The organism is Pseudomonas sp. Bc-h, from assembly GCF_002080045.1.
In the GTDB taxonomy this organism is placed as follows: Bacteria; Pseudomonadota; Gammaproteobacteria; order Pseudomonadales; family Pseudomonadaceae; genus Aquipseudomonas.
Genome location: NZ_MUIN01000001.1, coordinates 375,859 through 394,501 on the forward strand (window position 1 = coordinate 375,859; position 18,643 = coordinate 394,501).

Sequence of the window (18,643 nt, forward strand, 5' to 3'; positions counted from 1 at the left end):
GCTTTCAGGCTGGCGATCAATTTTTGATCAACGATTCCGGCCGTTATTTTGAGGGCGTTTGTCAACGCTGAAAGGGCTGGTTTTTTATACAGTTTGCGGGATGGGTAAGGCTGTGGATAAGTCTGTGTGCAACCCTTGGAAAGACCTCCGCAGGTAGCGCAATCTCTGGGTTGGCGAGGGGAATCCTGTCTGCCTGTGCAGGTCGGGGGCCTGTTTGGTTGCAGATACGTTTCAGCAGGTCAAGCGAAAACCCACTTCAACTTGCCCACAGGCCCCATATGGCGGGGCTTTGGTGACTTTGAGTTGCCCCCGGATTTTGTGTGTCTGGCTGTGGATAAGTTGGGCAAAACTACGTACAGGCCACAGGACATAAGGCTTTGAGTGGGTTGTACGTTTTTTGTACAGTAAGAGGGTTGTACGACGATTGTTGGCCACAGGCTTGATCCAGAGCCGCCTGCGCGGGCATTCTCCAGAACTTTCCTACACGCAACGCGGTTGGGTTGCGTTAATCCAGAGCTTATTCCTAAGCCGAAACCCTCAGTCAGGAGAACGACATGACTTCTACCGTGTTCATTACCGGCGCCACTTCCGGGTTTGGCGAAGCCTGTGCACGCCGTTTCGCAGAAGCGGGTTGGTCGCTGGTGCTGACCGGTCGCCGTGAAGACCGCTTGCAGGCCTTGAGTGCCGAATTGTCGAAGCAGACCAAGGTCCACACGCTGACGCTGGATGTGCGTGATCGCGCGGCCATGGAGAAGGCCATCGAAGGTCTGCCGGCAGACTTCGCCAAGATTCGCGGCCTGATCAACAACGCAGGCCTGGCATTGGGAATCGATCCTGCGCCCAAGTGCGATCTGGACGACTGGGACACCATGATCGACACCAACGTCAAAGGTCTGGTCTACACCACGCGTCTGCTGCTGTCGCGCCTGATTGCGTACGGCCGTGGCGCCAGCATCGTCAACCTGGGCTCGGTGGCGGGCAACTACCCGTACCCGGGCGGTAACGTTTACGGCGGCACCAAGGCGTTCGTCGGGCAGTTTTCGCTGAACCTGCGCAACGATCTGGTTGGCACTGGCGTGCGGGTGACCAACCTTGAGCCGGGCCTGTGCGAAAGCGAGTTCTCGCTGGTGCGTTTCGGTGGTGACCAGGCCAAGTACGACGCCACCTACGCGGGTGCCGAGCCGATTCAGCCGCAGGATATCGCTGACACCATTTTCTGGATCATGAACACCCCGGCGCACGTGAACGTGAACAATCTGGAGCTGATGCCGGTGAGCCAGACCTGGGTCGGTTTTGCGATTGATCGCAGCCGCGCGCAAACCAAGTAAGCACTCGCTTCAGGTCCGCCCCCTGAGCCGTGGGAGGGAGCTTGCTCGCGAAGACGTTTTATCATTCACCTTCAACAGTGGCTGATACACCGGTTTCGCGAGCAAGCTCCCTCCCACAGGGATCGGATCAGGGCATTACTGATGGTCAAATCCTGAAATATTCGGCCAAGCCGATATAGCAGGTCGCCAAGTGATACGGCGTGGTCGACGGCATGTCGCTGCGGCTGACCTGGCCCTGGCTGTCCAGGCATTCGTTCCAGCCGGCGGGGTGCAGAAAACGCTGCTGCAAAGCATTCAACTGACGCGCCAGCAAGGCTTCGCCGTCAGGTCGCAAAGTCAGCGCTCGCAGGTACTCCGCTTGAGCCCAGATGCGCTGGGTGCCGTCCTTCACTGAACCATCCACCTCCAGCATCGCAACCACCGCACCGGTGACCTGGTCGACCCCCTGTTCCTCGGCGTGCGCGAATGCAGTGGTCAGCGAGCGATGCAGTGGGGTGCCACGCAAGTGCTCGGAAGACTCCAGCAGATAGAACCACTCGAACTGATGGCCCGGCTCGGACCAGTTATCCACAGCATCCAGCGGCTTCTCCAGCATCACGCCGTGTTCGATATCCACAAAGCGGCGCTGCATGGCTTCTGCCAGCGCATCGAGCGCGGCGAGGGTTTGGGCGTCTTCACGCACTTCAAGCGTCGCCAGAAAGGCTTCCGCCAGATGCATCAAGGGATTCTGCAAGGGACCTGCGCCCAACGAAGACCAATGTTCATCCAGCACCGACTCGTACAAGCCATCGCCATCGGCAAACTGCTCAGCCACCACATGCAGTGCCGCGTTCAGCACCGACTCCACCAGCGGCTCACGCACCTTTGCCCAGTAATGCGCGCAGGCGAAGATGATGAATGCGTGGGTGTACAGATCCTTGCGGCGATCCAGCGGTGCGCCCTGCGGGTCGATGCTGTAGAACCATCCGCCGTGCTCGGCATCGTGGAAATGCTGTTGCAATGAGCGAAACAGTGCAGCGGCACGAATGCCGGCATCTGCAACCTGTGGATGCCCGATGAAGCTGGAAAACAGGAACAACTGCCGCGCACAGGCCATGGCCCGGTAGCGCTGAGGAGGCAGCGGTTGATGCTGGGCATCCAGCGCCTCATAGGGCAGCGCCATCTCGGCATTCCACCCCGGGCCTTGCCACAGCGGCACGATCACATCCATGAAGTGCTGCTGCGCGGTGGTGAACACAGCGGACAGTTCAGACTTGGCGGCAGGGAGAGAAACGTCAGGCATCGGATCGCGTCACGGCAGGGGCAAATTGCGCGACATGGTAGCAGGAGGTGCGACGGCGGGGGTGGTTTTGGTCGGGCAGCTGTTCTGTAGCAGCAAGGCTTGTCGGCGGTGGCGGTTTTTCATACGCCACCGCCGGCAAGCCGTGGTGCTACAGACGAAAGAAAGTGTTTGCTCTAGCCTGCAAACAACCATACGCCAGTGGCGGCGGACAACGCTCCGGCAACCCGCACCATCGGCGCGGCAGCGGCTGGCAGGAAGCGCACCACGGCATATCCTGCGGCGTGCAGCGCAGCGGTGGCGCCAACGAAGCCCAGCGCATAACCCCACGGGCTGGACATCTCTGGCAGTTCAAGGCCATGAGCCACGCCGTGGAACATCGCGAACACTGCAGTCGCGCCCACCGCCATGAACAGTGGTGGACGCACAGCCAGCGCCACGGCCAGGCCCAGTGCGAAGACGGAGGCAGCGATCCCGCTTTCCAGCCCAGGCAATGCCAGGCCTTCAAAGCCCAGCAAGCCGCCGATCAGCATGGTGCCGACGAACGTGCAAGGCAGGGCCCAACGCGCCGCGCCTTTCTGCTGCGCAGCCCACAGGCCCACGGCAACCATGGCCAACAGGTGATCGATGCCGCCCAGAGGATGGCTGATACCCGCCACCAGCCCGCTCTCATCATGGCCAGGGTGGGCGAAGGCCAATGCCGGAACCAGCAACAGCGCGAGGGCACCCAGCAGCTTTTTGCCGGTGAAGGTTTTGCTATTCATCAATGATCTTCCTTAGTGAATGAAATCAGGCGGCAGTCAGCAGGCCCTGGCGTTCGATGAAGGCGATGATTTCCTCAAGGCCCAGGCCGGTCTTCTGGTTGCTGAACACGAACGGCTTGTCGCCACGCATCTTTTTGGTGTCGCGGTCCATCATCTCCAGCGACGCGCCCACCAGAGGCGCCAGGTCGATCTTGTTGATCACCAGCAAATCGGATTTGCAGATGCCTGGACCGCCTTTGCGCGGCAGCTTGTCGCCCGCCGAAACGTCGATCACGTAAATGGTCAGGTCTGACAGCTCAGGGCTGAATGTCGCCGAGAGGTTATCGCCACCCGACTCAACGATGATCAGATCCAGCCCTTCGAAGCGACGGTTCAGTTGATCCACGGCTTCCAGGTTGATCGAGGCGTCTTCGCGAATCGCCGTGTGCGGGCAGCCGCCGGTTTCCACGCCGATGATGCGTTCCGGCGCGAGGGCTTCGTTGCGCACCAGAAAGTCGGCATCTTCACGGGTGTAGATATCATTGGTGACCACAGCGAGGTTGTAGCGCTCGCGCAGGGCCAGGCACAGGGCGAGGGTCAGGGCGGTCTTGCCCGATCCGACCGGACCGCCGATGCCGACACGCAAAGGTTGGCTGTTCATCAAATGTTCTCCGTAAATCTTCTTGTGCGGTTCTGGGTGTGGCTGCTTTCAGATCAAAACAGTCAGGATCGAAACAGGCGGCTGTATTGTCGCTCGTGGCCCATGCTCGCCAATGACAGGCCGAACGCGGCGCTGCCTATGTGCTTAGGGTCAAGTGATGTCGCGTGTTGTTGGGCGTTTTGCAGCAGGGGTAGCAACTCGCTGGTCAGGCGTTGGGCGGCCTGTTGCCCCAATGGCAGGGTTTTCATCAGCACCGCCAACTGGTTTTCCAGCCAGCTCCACAACCAGGCTGCGAGGGCGTCCTGTGGCGTGATTTGCCAGGCCCGTGCAGCCAACGCCCAACCGAGCGCCAGATGCGGTTCGCCAACTTGTTGCAGGAAGCCGCGCGCCGGTTCATCCATTTCGGGCAGACCGTTGAGCAATTGCTGCAGCGAGTAGCCCATCTGCCGGCTTTCCAGATGCAGTTCGCGGGTTTCCCGACTGGCGCGATGTTCTTCGCCCAGTTGCAGCAAGGTCGCCCAGTCGTCCTCGGCCGAAGCAGTGCAATGGGCCAGCAGGAGCGGTGCTTCGAAACGGGCAAGATTGAGCAGCAGTTGATCGCTGATCCAGCGGCGGGCGCTGGCCGGGTCAGTGACGATGGATTGCTCCACCGCCATTTCCAGCCCTTGTGAATAGCTGTAGCCGCCAATGGGCAGTTGCGGGCTCGCCAGACGCAGCAGCGCCCAGGCCTTGTTCATTTGCGCACGCCGAACTGGTGGATGCGCGGCGCATAGTTGAAGTCTTCTTCGCCTGCGCGCGAATGGTGATGACCTCCGCCGTAGGCGCCATGCTCAGGCTGAAACGACGCTTCGATGGATTCGGTGGTCGCGCCCAACTGGTCGAGCATGGCCTTTAGTACGTAGTCGTCGAGCAGGCGCAGCCAGCCATCACCCACTTGCAGGGCGACGTGGCGGTTACCCAAGTGATAGGCGGCGCGGGTGAGTTCGAAAGCGCTGCTGCAGGTGACGTGCATCAACGCTTCCGGGCGGGCGCAGACGCGCACGATTCGGCCGTCTTCAGCCTTGAGGAAGTCGCCGTCGCGCAAGGGCGACTGGCCGCGTTCCAGAAACAGGCCAACGTCTTCGCCTTCGGCACTGAAACAGCGCAAGCGGCTCTTGCTCCGCGCCTCGAAATTCAAATGCAGCTCGGCAGCCCACTCGGATTGGGGTTCGATTCGTTGATGAATCACCAGCATCGGGAAACTTCCAGCAATGTGCGATGCAATGGCTAGAGCAAGTGGCTTGCCAACTGACGGGATGGTCAGGAAATGCCTGCTTTCAGTGCGTAAGTGCTTGGGGATGGAGCGAATGGATGTAAGTTATTGGTGCGCGAGTCAATATCTTGCAACAATTTGGTGCGTTCAATTCCTGGCCTTACTCGGTGCTGCCCAGGCCCTGCCAGCGCTTGGCGCCGATGAAGATGAAGCGCAATTGCTGGGTGATCTTGGCGCGCGGTGTCAGATGTTCGGCGAGCGTCTGGGGCGGCGGATCGATCAGTTCGGGCAGCATGGCAAATACGCTTTTCACCACGAGGTCCGCCATCACCGAGAGGTCGTCGGTGTTGAGGTGGTGGAATTTGGCCATTGATGCCAGGTCGGTCGCCAGGTCGGCGATGATCGCCTCCCGCAGCGCGCCCAGCGCCTGACGCACTTTCAGCGAGCCGCCGTATTGCTCACGAGCGAGGAACAAGAACTGCGAGCGGTTAGCGGCAACCACATCGAGAAAGATCCGCACCGATGCGTCGATGATGCCGCTGTTGATGTTCTCGTTGTGCCGAACCAGCCGAATAGTTTCGCGGAAGGTCTGCCCCACCTCGCTGACCAGCGCCAGACCCAGGTGGTCCATGTCGTCGAAATGACGATAGAAACCGGTCGGCACGATTCCGGCGGTCTTCGCCACTTCGCGCAGGCTCAGGCTGCCGAAGCCGCGCCCGCTCTCCATCAAACCCCGCGCTGCATCGAGCAGGGCGTGGCGGGTCTGCTGTTTCTGTTCGGCGCGGGGCAGCATGCAGTGAGAGATATCTGAAGAAAGAATGGGCAGCACTCTAACAAATGCGTTTGCGCTGCGTCGAACCGGGTTTGCCACGGGCATTGCTTGAGGCATGAAAAAGCCCGGCGTGCTGGCCGGGCTGGTTTGATTCGTTCGCGAATCAGGAAACGCGTTGGTATTGCTGCACCAGGCGGTCCGGACCGTTGTCGGCGACGCGCTGGTAGCGGTGCGCCAGACTGTTGCAATTTTCTTCGGCAGCGACGCGTTGGTACTGGTTGATCAAACGATCAGGGCCGTCTTGCGCCAGGGTTGGCAGACCGACTTGCTGGGCAGCTTTCACTTCGCCGAGCACGGGTTGTTCGCTGGCAGGCATGGCGAACGCGCTCGAGGCGAGGAGGGAAAGTGTCAGTGCGATCAGTTGGCGTTTCATGGACTGTGCCTCTCGAAAGGGCGGGTAAGTGAACATGGGGCAATTTTACTGGCGCTGCGTATATAAAGAAGTTCAAAGGGCTGATGGTGACCATCGACAGAATTGATTCGGGCGGCAAAGCCTTGTGGGGCGGGCCTTCGGCGGATGCTTCAGGTTCTCTGACCGACCGTTTTCAGCGAGCCCTGAGGGCGGGTACGGAACTTTTAAGAGGTGGATTTGGGGATTTCATCAAACCCACAGGCCTTTTATCAGTCGAAGGGCTATGACGTGTGCGACGCGCCCAGGACGGGGCGTCGGTATTTGGGGAGAAAACGCAATGACGCGAGGCCGTAAGATTTTCGCCTGGACAGTCGGCATTCTGCTGCTGTTGCTGGCCGTACTGATCATCGTGATCGCTACTTTCGACTGGAATCGGCTCAAGCCAACCATCAATGAAAAAGTTTCCGCCGAGCTGCATCGACCGTTTGCCATTAACGGTAATCTGGCTGTGGTCTGGCATCGCGAGGTGGACGAAGGCGGCTGGCGTGCCTGGGTGCCGTGGCCACACATGTCGGCCGAAGATATCGCCCTCGGTAACCCCGAGTGGTCGAAGACCCCTCAAATGGTAACCCTCAAACGCGTAGAGATGCGCCTTGCGCCGCTGCCCTTGCTGGCTCAGCGCGTGGTCATCCCGCGTATCGACCTCACCGAGCCCAACGCGAAGATCGAGCGTCTGGCCGATGGCCGCGCGAACTGGGTGTTCGATCTACCGAAAAGCGATCCGAACGCCAAGCCTTCAAGCTGGGTGGTGGATATTGGCTCCATCGGGTTCGACAAGGGCCTGGTCAGCTACAACGACCAGATGATCAATACCTCCGTCGATGTGGTAGTCGATCCGCTCGGTAAACCGATTCCGTTCAGCGACATCGTTGGCAGCGGTGAGGCGAAGAAGGTCGCGGACAAAGGCGCCTCCGCGCAGGACTATGCCTTCGGCTTTACCGCCAAAGGCCAGTACCACGGCCAGAAACTCAACGGCAGCGGCAAGGTAGGTGGGTTGTTGGCGTTGAAGGACGCGGCGTTGCCATTCCCGGTTCAGGCCGATGTCAGCGCCGGCAATACCCGGGTTGCGGTGGCGGGCACGGTGACTGATCCGCAGAATCTCGGTGAACTGGATCTGCGTCTGAAGCTGTCCGGCGACAGCCTGGGCAATCTGTATCCGCTGACCGGCGTGACGCTGCCGGATTCCCCGCCTTACTCCACCGACGGCCGCCTGATCGCCAAACTGCATGACCCGGCCGGCGCGTCGTTCCAGTACAAAGGCTTCAACGGCAAGATCGGCAACAGCGATATTCATGGCGATCTGGCGTTTGTCGCCAGCCAGCCACGCCCGAAGTTGAGCGGCGCTCTGGTGTCCAACCAACTGTTGATGGCAGACCTCAAGCCACTGATCGGTGCCGATTCCAATGCCGAGCAGAAAAACCGCGGCGGTGAAAGCAAACAGCCAACTGACAAGGTCTTGCCCGTCGAGGAGTTCAAGACTGATCGGTGGAGCACGATGGACGCCGATGTAGAGTTCACCGGCAAGAAGATCGTGCAGAGCGCTGAACTGCCGTTTACCGACCTCTACACCCATGTGGTGCTCAACGACGGCCAACTGAGCATGGAGCCTCTGCGGTTCGGCGTGGCGGGCGGCAAGCTGGACGCCGACATCAAGCTCAACGGCCACAGCCAGCCGCTCGAAGGCCGGGCAAAGCTGACCGCGCGCAACTTCAAGCTCAAGCAGCTGTTTCCGACCTTCGAACCGATGAAAACCAGCTTTGGTGAGCTCAACGGCGATGCCGACATCAGCGGCAAGGGCAACTCCGTGGCGGCGCTGCTTGGCACCGCGAATGGTGAGATGAAGATGCTGGTCAACGACGGCGCAATCAGCCGCGACCTGATGGAAATTGCTGGCCTGAACGTCGGTAATTACGTGGTCGGCACGCTGTTCGGCGACAAGAACGTGAAGATCAACTGCGCGGCGTCGGACTTCGGCATCAAGGATGGCCTGGCCACGACCAAACTGTTCGTATTCGACACCGAGAACGCGTTCATCTACATCGACGGCACGGCGAACATGAAGACCGAGCAGCTGGATCTCAAGATCAGTCCAGAGTCCAAAGGCTTCCGCGTGTTCTCGCTGCGCTCGCCGCTGTATGTCCGTGGGCCGTTCATCAAGCCGAGCGCGGGTGTGCAATCCGGGCCGTTGCTGCTGCGTGGCGCGGGCATGGTGTTGTTGGGTGCAGCGGTTGGGCCTGCTGCGGGGCTGCTGGCCTTGATCGCTCCGAGTGGCGGCGAGCCCAACCAGTGCGCGCCGTTGCTGGAGCAGATGCGCGCGGGCAAGGCGCCGAAGACCGTGCAGTAAGCAGCCCAGGATTGAGTTGGTTAACGGTGGGTCAGGCACATTTGTGTGCCTGGTCTGCCGCTTCGCTGCCGTCGTGACCTCCAGCGTCTCCCACAGAGTCTGGGGTGCGGCGAAGACTCGCGCCGGGCGTTAGACCTGCGGAGTTGCTGGAGCTTCGCTCTCCGGCGTCTCCCACAGAGTCTGGGGTGTGGCGAAGGCTCGAGCTTGGCGTTAGACCTGCGGAGTTGCTGGAGCTTCGCTGCCGTCGTGACCTCCGGCGTCTCCCACAGAGTCTGGGGTGCGGCGAAGACCCGAGCCGGGCGTGAGACCTGCGGAGTTGCTGGAGCTTCGCTGCCGTCGTGACCTCCGGCGTCTCCCTCAGAATCTGGGGCGTTGCTAAGACTCGCGCCTGGCGCCGCCGGCAAGCCGGACTACTACATGGGTTGCCGCTGCAGGTTATTGGACGCACAAAAAAGCCAGGACACATGTCCTGGCTTTTTTGCATTGCGGCTCGAACATCAAAGCCCGTCGAGAATATCCGCCATGTCGTCGGCGTGTTCTTCTTCTTGAGCGAGGATTTCTTCGAAGATCCGGCGGGTGGTCGGGTCTTTATCGCCGATGTACTGGATGATTTCGCGATAGCTGTCGATGGCGATGCGTTCGGCAATCAGGTCTTCGGTGACCATCTCTTTCAGCGTGTTGCCCGCCACGTACTGCGCATGGGAGTTTTTCGACAGCAGGTCAGGGTTCAGCTCGGGTTCGCCACCCAATTGCACGATGCGCTCGGCGAGCATGTCGGCGTGTTCGGCCTCCTGATTGGCGTGCTCAAGAAACTCAGCCGCAGCAACCTGGGCTTTAACGCCTTTGGCCATGTAGTAATGGCGCTTGTAACGCAGCACGCAAACCCATTCCGTCGCCAGCGATTCGTTGAGCAGGCGCAGGATGGTTTCGCGGTCGGCGTCATAGCCTTCAGTTACGGCACCGTTTTCCACATGTTGGCGGGCACGTTCGCGAAGGGAACTGACGTCGGATAATTGGTGCACGTTGCTCATGATTTTTCTCCAGGGCTAATCCGGTTAAAACCGTCTCGCTCTTGATGCGCCTGCCTGTGAAAGCCTGCAGGCGCCTGGCGAGATCGGGTCTTAAGGTGTGAGTCATGGGCGAGGGGAAAAGTTTTATTTGTTTTGCGTGCGGTTGCTGGAGGCGATCAACCGGCCTTTTCGTTGGCTTCACGCTGCTCGCAGGTCATGAAACCCTTGCTGTCCACGCGATCATTGGCGCCGAACGTCACGTAATAGGCTTGCTGATGACCATCCTTGTTCAGGACGTAATTGTTGCAGGTGCCAGTGTGAACCTTGCGATGCACGCGTGTGGAAGGCTCGCCGCCGATAGTGAGCACCTGCTGTTCAGTCATGCCGTCTTCCACCTGCTTGACCAGTGGCTCATTGCGGTAAGTTGCGTAGTCCACAGGGTTTTGCAGGGTTGTCGATGTACAGCCAGCCAGTGCGGCCATTGCAAACACTACTGCCAGAGATTGCTTGTACATAACCGGTCACTCCACAGGAAGGCCTTCATTGGCCGTTGCACTTATGAGCATCGGCGTACTGAAAGAGTTCGATCAAAAGATGGCGATGGGGCATTACCGGGTTTTGTCATGATTGATGAATGGTTTGCGGCTAGTGTCTGTAGAACCGCTCGCAGAGGATTCAACCGCTCATGACGCAAGAACAGGCCACGCGTTATCCGATCGTGCTGGTGCCCGGGCTGTTGGGATTCGTGAAACTGGTGGTCTACCCGTACTGGTTCGGCATCGTCCCCGCGCTGCGTCGGGGCGGGGCGACGGTGATTCCGGTGATGGTCTCGGCAGTCAACTCCACCGAAATTCGCGGCGAGCAACTACTGGCACGCGTCGAGGAAATCCTGCGAGAAACTGGCGCCGCTAAAGTCAATCTGATCGGCCACAGCCAGGGCGCGCTGACCATTCGTTATGTCGCCGGAGTGCGACCGGATCTGGTGGCTTCCGTCACCTCGGTGGCGGGGCCGAATCATGGCTCTGAGCTGGCGGATTATCTTGAAGAGCATTTTCCTCAGAGCACGGTGGGCGGGCGGCTGGTCAATGCGGCGATTCGTCTGACGACGCTGGTTCTGGCCTTTTTCGACACCGGCTATCGCGGCACCCGGTTGCCCACCGATGTCGACGCCGCGCATCACTCACTGACCACCAGCGGTGTCGCCCGCTTCAACGCGCTGTTCCCTCAAGGTCTGCCCGAAACATGGGGTGGGCAAGGTGAAGAGCTGGTCAACGGCGTGCGCTATTACTCGTGGTCCGGCACCTTGCAACCGGGGCGCACGGACCGGGGCAAGAACCTCTTCGATACCACTAATCTCACCTGCCGCATATTCGCTCGCACGTTCACGAAAGAGCGAGGTCAATCTGATGGCATGGTCGGGCGATTCAGTTCGCATCTGGGCACGGTCATCGGTGACGACTTCCCGCTCGACCATTTCGACATCGTCAACCAGCACCTCGGGCTGGTGGGCAAGGGAGCCAATCCTGTGGGTTTGTTCCTCGACCATGCCGCGCGCCTGAAAGCCGCCGGGCTTTGACTTTATGAGCCGTAGTTCGTGATCAGTCGACCTGAAGAGGTCGCAAAGGATGAGATGCGATGAGCGATAAAGAACTGTACGAGATCGAATACAACCTGGCCGGTGAACACCATGTCGACGTGATCGACGATCTGGATGTGCCCATTATTGAGGTGGTCCACGAACTGGCGCTCAAGCATCATGTGGCATTGGATGACGACCCCCTCGGTGCCGGGAGCCCCCACGTCAATCTGCCCCATGTGGCGGGCATTACCGACGTGTCGATCCACAGCGCCGAGGATGTCGAAAAGGCCTGAGTCAGGTCGCTTTGCTGCGCAGCGGCGTGGTCCAGCGTTCCGCCAGGATCACGCCGCTCAGCGTCAGTGCCCCGCCGATAAAGTGATAGGACGCCAGCTGCTCACCCAGTGCCAAGGCTGCAACCAGCGCCGTGAGAATAGGCACCAGATTGAAGAACAGCGTGGTGCGGCTTGGGCCGAGGATGCCGATGGCTTTCATCCACAGCAGTGGTGCGATCATTGATGTCGGAATGCAGGCGTACAGCACCAACGGGATATTGCTGGCGCTGAGGCCGGTCTTGGGCGAGAGCAGGAACAGCGGAAACAGCGCTATGATCGCCACCAGGATCTGCAGGTAAAGCAGTTGCAGCGGCGGCATGCGCAGCTGCCATTTTTTCAGCAGTGTGCTGTAGGTTGCGTAGGCCAACGTTGCTACGAGCATCATCAGGTCGCCGAGGTTGACCCCGTGTGCCACGAGCACAGCCCAACTGCCTTGGGACACCACCAGCAACACGCCCGCGAAGGAAACCAGCGCCCCGACCAATGCGCCCGCCGTTAGCGCAGTTCCGAGACTGGCGATCGACATGCCCAGCGTCATCACCGGCACGAGTGACAGGATGATCCCCATATTGGTGGCCGTGGTGATGTTCGCCGCGTAGTACGCCAGGCTCTGATAGATCGCCATTCCCAGCACGCCCAGCACGATTACTTTGCCAACGATCGGTTTGATCGCCGCACGATTGCGCAGAACAGGCCCGAGCAGAAACGGCGTGAACAGGAGCCCCGCCAGCAGCCAGCGATAAAAGCCGATCTCTGCCGGAAAGATACGGCCAGCGGCGGCTTTGGTGATGACGTTGTTGCCTGCCCAGATCATGACCGTGAGCAGTGGATAAAAGTATTGCATGGATGAACCGGCAGTAGAGTGAGGCGCCATTATCGACTTGTCAGAACTTGCGTCTACCTCGCTGGGGGATTTCTCTGAAATATGTCGCAACATTCTTTGACTACACTCCTCCGAAAGCCGCGCAGTTGCGCGGCGCTCCTGGAGAAAGTCGATGAAAATGCTGCGTGTTCCTCTGTTGGTCATGGGCTTGTTGATGTGTGCTCAAGGGTTTGCCGCGACCGCTCAGCAAAACAAGATGACGACCTGCAACGCCGACGCCACGGCCAAATCACTCAAGGGCGATGACCGTAAAGCGTTCATGAGTACTTGTCTGAAAGCCGCTCCTGCATCGACCGCCACCCCCCAGCAGGAAAAGATGAAAACCTGCAACGCCACGGCGACCACGCAAGCGCTCAAGGGCGATGCGCGCAAGACGTTCATGAGCGATTGCCTGAAGAAAAAGTGAGACTTTTGTTTCCATGCAAGGATGTGGCCGGCCCACAGTTGATGTCCGGGAAGAACCTTTAGCACCACAGCTTGCCGGGGGTAGCCATCAAAGTGACGCCGCCGCCGGCAAGCGATGCTGCCACAGACGCAAGCCGAGGCTGCCATAAGCGACTAACGACGCTTTTCGACGCTGGTTCTAAACAGGGAACGCTGGCAGACTGCCCATCTTTTCAAGCCGCTTGTTTTGAGGCTGTATGCCAACGTTTTCGCCGCGTCATGTGTATCTGGCCAGCTGCATCCTTGTGTTCGGTGGCCTGCTGCTGGTGTTACCGCTCAATCTCTTGCCCAGCCTGCTGGCTGGCCTGTTGGTCTATGAACTGGTGGACATGCTCACTCCGCAGCTGCAACGGCTGATTGCCGGTGAGCGCGCGCGTTGGCTGGCGGTGGCTTTGCTGGGCACGATTGTGGTCAGCGTGTTGGCTTTACTGTTCGCCGGGGCGATCAGCTTTCTGCTCCATGAAGCAGAAAATCCTGGGGCCTCGCTGGACAAGTTCATGATTCTGGTGGATCGCGCACGCGGTCAGCTGCCGCCGTTCATCGACAACTATCTGCCTGCCAGCGCCACCGAGTTTCAGGTATCCCTCAGCGCCTGGCTGACCAAACACGTCGGCGAGCTGCAACTGCTGGGTAAAGGCGCGGCGCACATGTTCGTGACCCTGCTGATCGGGATGGTCCTGGGCGCGATCATTGCGCTGCAACGCATTCCCGATGTGACCAAGCGTAAACCTCTGGCTGCAGCGCTGTTCGAGCGTCTGCATCTGTTGAGTCAGGCGTTTCGCAATATCGTTTTCGCGCAGATCAAGATTTCCCTGCTCAATACGGCGTTCACCTCCATTTTCCTTGCCGTGATCCTGCCGCTGTGTGGCGTGCACCTGCCGCTGACCAAAACCCTGATCGTCCTGACGTTCCTGCTGGGGTTGCTGCCGGTGGTGGGAAACCTGATGTCGAACACGCTGATCTTCATCGTCGGCATGTCGCTGTCGATCTGGGTCGCACTGGCGGCGCTGGGTTATCTGATCGTGATCCACAAGGTCGAGTATTTCCTCAACGCTCGGATCGTCGGCGGACAAATCAGTGCCAAGTCCTGGGAGTTACTGCTGGCGATGCTGATCTGTGAAGCGGCGTTCGGATTGCCGGGGGTGGTGGCGGGGCCGATTTATTACGCTTATCTGAAAAGCGAATTGCGGCGGGCGGAGCTGGTTTAGTTCGGGGTTACGCGGGGAAGACACGTTGATCGTACCCACGCTCTGCGCCGATGGGACGCGGAGCGTGCTGCAGGGCATTCCCACGCAGAGCGTGGGAACGATCAATCAAGCGGGTTTACCTCGATTTTGAGGTTTGATCAGCCGTAGCGCTTCTTCGCTTCGATCGCCAGGCCGCTGCCGATGCTGCCAAAGATGTTCCCTTCCACATGCCGCGCTTTGGGCAGCATCGCCGCGACGCTGTTGCGCAGGGCCGGGATGCCGCTGGAGCCGCCGGTGAAGAACACGGTGTCGACATCGGTCACGCCGACCCCGGCATCGCTCAGCAGGTGGGTGACGCTCGCGCGGACTCGCTCCAGCAACGCATCGATGGACGACTCGAACAGCTCGCGGGTCAGGTCAACGCTAAGGCCGGACTCGACGCGATCCATCGGCACCACGCGGTTTTCGGCGTGGGTCAGCTGGATCTTTGTTTCTTCCACTTCCATCGCCAGCCAGTGCCCGGCGCGCTGTTCGATCAGCTTGAACAGACGGTCGATGCCCAGCGTGTCTTCGATGTCGTAGCGCATGCTGCCCAGTGCCAGCTGCGACTTCTGCGAGTACACCGAGTTGATGGTGTGCCAGGTGGCCAGATTCATGTGGGTGCTGGTCGGCATGTAGGCACCACTCTTCATGCGGCTGCCGTAGCCGAACAGCGGCATCACGCCTTGCAGGCTCAACTGCTTGTCGAAGTCGGTACCGCCGATGTGTACGCCGCCGGTGGCCAGGATATCGCTCTGACGGTCATCGAGCATGCGACGCTGGGGCGACAGGCGCACCAGCGAGAAGTCCGAAGTACCACCGCCGATGTCGACGATCAGCACCAGCTCTTCGCGCTCAAGCGTCGACTCGTAGTCGAAGGCCGCGGCGATGGGCTCGAACTGGAATGAAACGTCCTTGAAGCCGATCTTGCGCGCCACTTCGGCCAGCGTGTCTTCGGCCTCCTGGTCGGCAGCAGCGTCGTCATCGACGAAATGCACGGGACGCCCCAGCACCACCTGCTCGAACGACTGACCGGCCGCAGCTTCAGCGCGCTTTTTCAGCTCGCCGATGAACAGTCCCAGCAGGTCCTTGAACGGCATGGCCGTGCCCAGCACGCTGGTGTCGTGCTTGATCAGCTTGGAACCCAGCAGGCTTTTCAGCGAGCGCATCAGGCGGCCTTCATAGCCTTCCAGATACTCGTGCAGTGCCAGGCGGCCGTAGACCGGGCGGCGCTCTTCCATATTGAAGAAGACCACCGAAGGCAGGGTGATCTTGTCGTCCTCCAGCGCGATCAGGGTTTCCGCTCCGGGGCGCAGCCAGCCGACCGTGGAGTTGGAGGTGCCGAAATCGATGCCAACGGCACGGGCTGGGGATGGAGTGCTCATGTTCTTTACGTTCCGGTCAAAAAAACGGCCGCGCAGTGTATGCGAGTGGGCGGCAGATTCGTAGCGCGTAACGTCGGTTTTTCACACCATTTGCGTCTATTTCGCACAGGTGGCTTGAACTGGAGCGTTGCAAACCCAATCTTGCAGGCAACTCTCATTGCATTCGGCCGGTTTGGACAACGTTTCAAGCTCGCGAGGCCGTGTGCCGATAACCTTGCAACATTCAGCGCGTCCAACGTTCTCATTTGATAACGCGATACGGGACTGAGCTGGATAATCCGGAATGGGTGACCGTTAGATGGACTTCAAAGACTATTACAAGATCCTTGGCGTAGAGCCGACGGCGGACGAGAAGACGATCAAGACCGCCTATCGCAAGCTCGCGCGCAAGTATCACCCCGACGTCAGCAAAGAGCCTGGCGCGGAAGACAAATTCAAGGAGGCCTCCGAGGCCTACGAAGCGCTGAGCGACCCTGAGAAGCGCGCCGAGTACGACGACATCCGCAAATACGGCCAGCAGGGCCGTTTCCAGCCGCCTCCGGGCTGGCAGGGGCGTGGTGGCGCGGGTGCTGCGGACTTTGGAAACATGGGCGGTGGCGGCGGTTTCGAGGGCGGGGATTTCTCCGACTTCTTCAGTTCGATTTTCGGCAATCGTGGTGGCCCGCAGGGCGGTCGTCCGCGCAGCACTGGCCGCAGAGGACAAGACGTGGAAATGGAACTGGCGATTTTCCTTGAGGAAACCCTCTCGACCGAGTCGAAGAAGATCAGCTTCAAGGTGCCGCAGCACAGTGCCAATGGCCAGCGCATGGCAGACATCACCAAGACCCTGAACGTGAAGATCCCGGCGGGCGTCACCGATGGCGAGCGCATTCGTCTCAAAGGGCAGGGCGCTCCGGGCATGGCCGGTGGCGAAAACGGTGATCTGTTCCTGACCATTCGTCTGGCTCCGCACCCCAAGTTCGACGTCGAAGGTCACGACCTGATCATCACCGTGCCGCTGGCACCGTGGGAGGCGGCACTAGGCACCAAGGTCGCGGTGCCGACCCTGACAGGCAAGATCAACCTGACCATTCGTCCGGACAGTCAGAGCGGGCAGCGACTGCGGGTTAAAGGTAATGGTCTGTTGAACAAGCAGGGCGAGCGTGGCGATCTGTATGCGCAGTTGAAGATCGTCATGCCCAAGTCCACCGATGACGCCACCAAAGCGCTGTGGGAGAAGCTGGCCGAGAAGGCCGCATTCGATCCGAGGGCTCAATGGAGTAACTGATCATGAGCAACACCCTGGTCGTAGACATGCAGGAATTCTGTCAGGTGGTCGACATGCCGGTCGCCTATGTCATCGAAATCGTCGAGCACGGGATCGTCGAGCCCCAAGGGAAGAAGCCTGATGAATGGCTGTTTGACACTTATTCGTTGTCGATCGCCAAACGCGCGGCCAAGTTGCATCACGATCTGGAAATGGAATGGGACGGCGTCGCCCTGGCGCTGAACCTGCTGGACGAGCTTGAGCAGGTGCGGGCCGAGAATCGCATGCTCAAACAGCGGTTGGGGCGTTTTGTAGAGGATTGAGAGGCCAATCCCTTGGCCTGATCCACTGGCCCACTGCTTTCTCTGTAGGAGGGAGCTTGGTGGGAGGGAGCTTGCTCGCGAAGGCGGTGAGTCAGATACAAGTGACGTGACTGACCCAACGCCTTCGCGGGCAAGTTCCTTCCGACAAGTATTGCGTTTCTCCGTAGGGTAATCTGCCGCGAACGGTTGCAGCGAAGTCCATTACCCCTGCTTCGGCAACACCACGGTAAACGTGGTCCCATCTCCGAAATTCGACGTCACGGTAATGCTCCCGCTGTGCGCGTTGACCACTTCCTTGACGATGAACAGCCCCAACCCAAGGCTGGTGGAAGGATTGTTCGTGCCGGCTTCTTCGTTGAGCGAGCGCACCAGCGGGTCGAAAATGCTGCCGATGGCTTCCTCGGCTATCGGTTCGCCGTCGTTGTGCACTGACAAGCTCACATGGTTTTCACCGCCCACCAGCGAGACGCTGATCTTGTGAGTCGCTGCTCCGTGCTGCAGGGCATTGCCGATCAGGTTCTGCAGCATCTGGTCGATTCGCGCCCTGTCCCAATCCCCTTGCGTGTCGCCAGTGCTGGTGAATTCCGGGTCGCAATCCGGATGCCCCGCGCTCGCTTCGTCGATGGCATCGCGACAGGCGGCGGTCATTTCCATGGGCTTTCGCTCGATGGGCAATGTCACGCCCAGACGGCTGCGTACGAATTCCAGCAGGTCCTTGACCATCGTCGCCATGTGTTTGCTGCTGCTCTTGATGCGCTTGATATAAGCCATCTCTGCGTCACCGAGCCCTGCTTTGCGCATCAACACTTCGGACGACATGCTGATCGCCTGCAACGGCGCGCGCAGGTCATGGCCGAGGATGGCAAGGAAGATGTCCCGCGAGCGGTTGACGCGTTCGGCATAGGCCGCCGTCGATTCGGCCAGCGCCTCGTCGATGGCCTCATTGAAACGGATCATGTCGGTGAAGTGGCCAATTTCCGGGTTGTTCAGGCTTTCAGCCCAGAACCGGATGACCGTGGCGCGCAGGTGACGGAATTCTGAGGTCATCTGCACCAGATCGAACCCGACCGTATGTCGCAATTCGCCGTGGCTGGCGGCGGCCTGGTCCAGCGTCGGCGTCTTGCCGACGTCCTCGCCCTGAGCCTTGGCGATCTGCTCGGCCTTGGACTGCGCAGTGTTCATGTCTCGCGAGGCCGCCAGCAGGATAGCTTTGGCGTGGTCGCGCAACTCCACACTGCTCATCGAATCCGCCGCCGGAGTCAGGGTCGCGGCGAATTTTTCCCATTCATCGACGATGCGGTCAACGTTCTGCACGATGAAGTCGGAAAGACGCATGGGTTACTACCTTGCTGGCATGGCGCTGA

The 18,643-nt window shown here is 59.9% G+C and carries 20 protein-coding genes; 8 read left to right on the forward strand and 12 right to left on the reverse strand.

Features of this window, described 5'->3' with window-relative positions; translation table 11 throughout:
• The first annotated feature begins 554 nt into the window (after positions 1–554).
• Entirely contained in the window at positions 555–1,328 is a 774-nt protein-coding gene (locus BWR59_RS01595; protein WP_081563896.1) for an SDR family oxidoreductase, read from the forward strand.
• A gap of 145 nt (positions 1,329–1,473) precedes the next feature.
• On the opposite strand, the gene BWR59_RS01600 is transcribed toward BWR59_RS01595, so the two are convergent.
• The 7 genes from BWR59_RS01600 to BWR59_RS01630 all read right to left on the reverse strand — a co-directional run bounded on the left by BWR59_RS01600 (position 1,474) and on the right by BWR59_RS01630 (position 6,468).
• The gene (locus tag BWR59_RS01600; protein ID WP_081563897.1) at positions 1,474–2,610 is read right to left on the reverse strand and encodes an AGE family epimerase/isomerase; all 1,137 of its coding nucleotides are present in this window, start codon (positions 2,608–2,610) and stop codon (positions 1,474–1,476) included.
• A 173-nt stretch (positions 2,611–2,783) separates the two neighbouring features.
• A complete protein-coding gene (locus BWR59_RS01605; RefSeq protein ID WP_081563898.1) occupies positions 2,784–3,371 on the reverse strand; it encodes a HupE/UreJ family protein in 588 nt (195 codons plus the stop codon).
• A 25-nt stretch (positions 3,372–3,396) separates the two neighbouring features.
• Positions 3,397–4,011 (reverse strand): urease accessory protein UreG, encoded by a 615-nt coding sequence (gene ureG, locus BWR59_RS01610; RefSeq protein WP_081563899.1) that lies wholly within the window; start codon positions 4,009–4,011, stop codon positions 3,397–3,399.
• Between the two features lie 62 nt (positions 4,012–4,073).
• Entirely contained in the window at positions 4,074–4,748 is a 675-nt protein-coding gene (locus BWR59_RS01615; RefSeq protein WP_081563900.1) for an urease accessory protein UreF, read from the reverse strand.
• Positions 4,745–5,245, reverse strand: coding sequence for an urease accessory protein UreE (ureE, locus tag BWR59_RS01620; RefSeq protein ID WP_081563901.1), 501 nt, complete (start codon positions 5,243–5,245; stop codon positions 4,745–4,747). Before ureE ends, BWR59_RS01615 begins: the two co-directional genes overlap by 4 nt.
• A 178-nt stretch (positions 5,246–5,423) precedes the next feature.
• Positions 5,424–6,056, reverse strand: a complete 633-nt coding sequence (locus BWR59_RS01625; protein ID WP_081563902.1) for a TetR family transcriptional regulator — start codon at positions 6,054–6,056, stop codon at positions 5,424–5,426.
• Between the two features lie 142 nt (positions 6,057–6,198).
• On the reverse strand, positions 6,199–6,468 hold the full coding sequence (locus BWR59_RS01630; RefSeq protein WP_074751900.1) for a hypothetical protein: 270 nt from the start codon (positions 6,466–6,468) through the stop codon (positions 6,199–6,201).
• A 316-nt stretch (positions 6,469–6,784) separates the two neighbouring features.
• On the opposite strand from BWR59_RS01630, the gene BWR59_RS01635 reads away from it, so the two are divergent.
• Positions 6,785–8,851 (forward strand): AsmA family protein, encoded by a 2,067-nt coding sequence (locus BWR59_RS01635; RefSeq protein ID WP_081563903.1) that lies wholly within the window; start codon positions 6,785–6,787, stop codon positions 8,849–8,851.
• A 497-nt stretch (positions 8,852–9,348) separates the two neighbouring features.
• Here BWR59_RS01635 and BWR59_RS01640 read toward each other — a convergent pair whose 3' ends face one another.
• Positions 9,349–9,882 (reverse strand): ferritin-like domain-containing protein, encoded by a 534-nt coding sequence (locus BWR59_RS01640; RefSeq protein WP_081563904.1) that lies wholly within the window; start codon positions 9,880–9,882, stop codon positions 9,349–9,351.
• 155 nt (positions 9,883–10,037) lie between these two features.
• Positions 10,038–10,376 (reverse strand): osmotically-inducible lipoprotein OsmE, encoded by a 339-nt coding sequence (osmE, locus tag BWR59_RS01645; RefSeq protein ID WP_081563905.1) that lies wholly within the window; start codon positions 10,374–10,376, stop codon positions 10,038–10,040.
• Positions 10,377–10,546: 170 nt separating this feature from the next.
• Between osmE and BWR59_RS01650 the strand changes: the two genes are divergently transcribed.
• Together BWR59_RS01650 and BWR59_RS01655 are read left to right on the forward strand one after the other, a co-directional pair.
• Positions 10,547–11,437 carry a triacylglycerol lipase gene (locus BWR59_RS01650; RefSeq protein WP_081563906.1) on the forward strand — a complete coding sequence of 297 codons (891 nt, stop codon included), beginning with the start codon at positions 10,547–10,549 and terminating at the stop codon, positions 11,435–11,437.
• A 59-nt stretch (positions 11,438–11,496) separates the two neighbouring features.
• The gene (locus BWR59_RS01655) at positions 11,497–11,733 is read left to right on the forward strand and encodes a hypothetical protein (RefSeq protein ID WP_081563907.1); all 237 of its coding nucleotides are present in this window, start codon (positions 11,497–11,499) and stop codon (positions 11,731–11,733) included.
• Position 11,734: 1 nt separating this feature from the next.
• Here the strand turns inward: BWR59_RS01655 and BWR59_RS01660 are convergent, their stop codons facing one another.
• Positions 11,735–12,616, reverse strand: coding sequence for a DMT family transporter (locus BWR59_RS01660; RefSeq protein ID WP_081563908.1), 882 nt, complete (start codon positions 12,614–12,616; stop codon positions 11,735–11,737).
• Between the two features lie 151 nt (positions 12,617–12,767).
• On the opposite strand from BWR59_RS01660, the gene BWR59_RS01665 reads away from it, so the two are divergent.
• A complete protein-coding gene (locus BWR59_RS01665; RefSeq protein ID WP_081563909.1) occupies positions 12,768–13,061 on the forward strand; it encodes a PsiF family protein in 294 nt (97 codons plus the stop codon).
• 235 nt (positions 13,062–13,296) lie between these two features.
• Complete coding sequence (locus BWR59_RS01670; protein WP_081563910.1) at positions 13,297–14,307, forward strand: hypothetical protein; 1,011 nt, start codon at positions 13,297–13,299, stop codon at positions 14,305–14,307.
• A 137-nt stretch (positions 14,308–14,444) separates the two neighbouring features.
• Here BWR59_RS01670 and BWR59_RS01675 read toward each other — a convergent pair whose 3' ends face one another.
• The gene (locus tag BWR59_RS01675) at positions 14,445–15,710 is read right to left on the reverse strand and encodes an Hsp70 family protein (RefSeq protein ID WP_081563911.1); all 1,266 of its coding nucleotides are present in this window, start codon (positions 15,708–15,710) and stop codon (positions 14,445–14,447) included.
• Between the two features lie 298 nt (positions 15,711–16,008).
• Here BWR59_RS01675 and cbpA point away from each other — a divergent pair, with 298 nt between their 5' ends.
• Both cbpA and BWR59_RS01685 read left to right on the forward strand, forming a co-directional pair.
• A complete protein-coding gene (cbpA, locus tag BWR59_RS01680) occupies positions 16,009–16,977 on the forward strand; it encodes a curved DNA-binding protein (protein ID WP_081563912.1) in 969 nt (322 codons plus the stop codon).
• A 2-nt stretch (positions 16,978–16,979) separates the two neighbouring features.
• Complete coding sequence (locus BWR59_RS01685) at positions 16,980–17,279, forward strand: chaperone modulator CbpM (RefSeq protein WP_081563913.1); 300 nt, start codon at positions 16,980–16,982, stop codon at positions 17,277–17,279.
• A gap of 201 nt (positions 17,280–17,480) precedes the next feature.
• On the opposite strand, the gene BWR59_RS01690 is transcribed toward BWR59_RS01685, so the two are convergent.
• On the reverse strand, positions 17,481–18,614 hold the full coding sequence (locus tag BWR59_RS01690; RefSeq protein WP_081563914.1) for a HAMP domain-containing sensor histidine kinase: 1,134 nt from the start codon (positions 18,612–18,614) through the stop codon (positions 17,481–17,483).
• Positions 18,615–18,643: the final 29 nt, after the last annotated feature.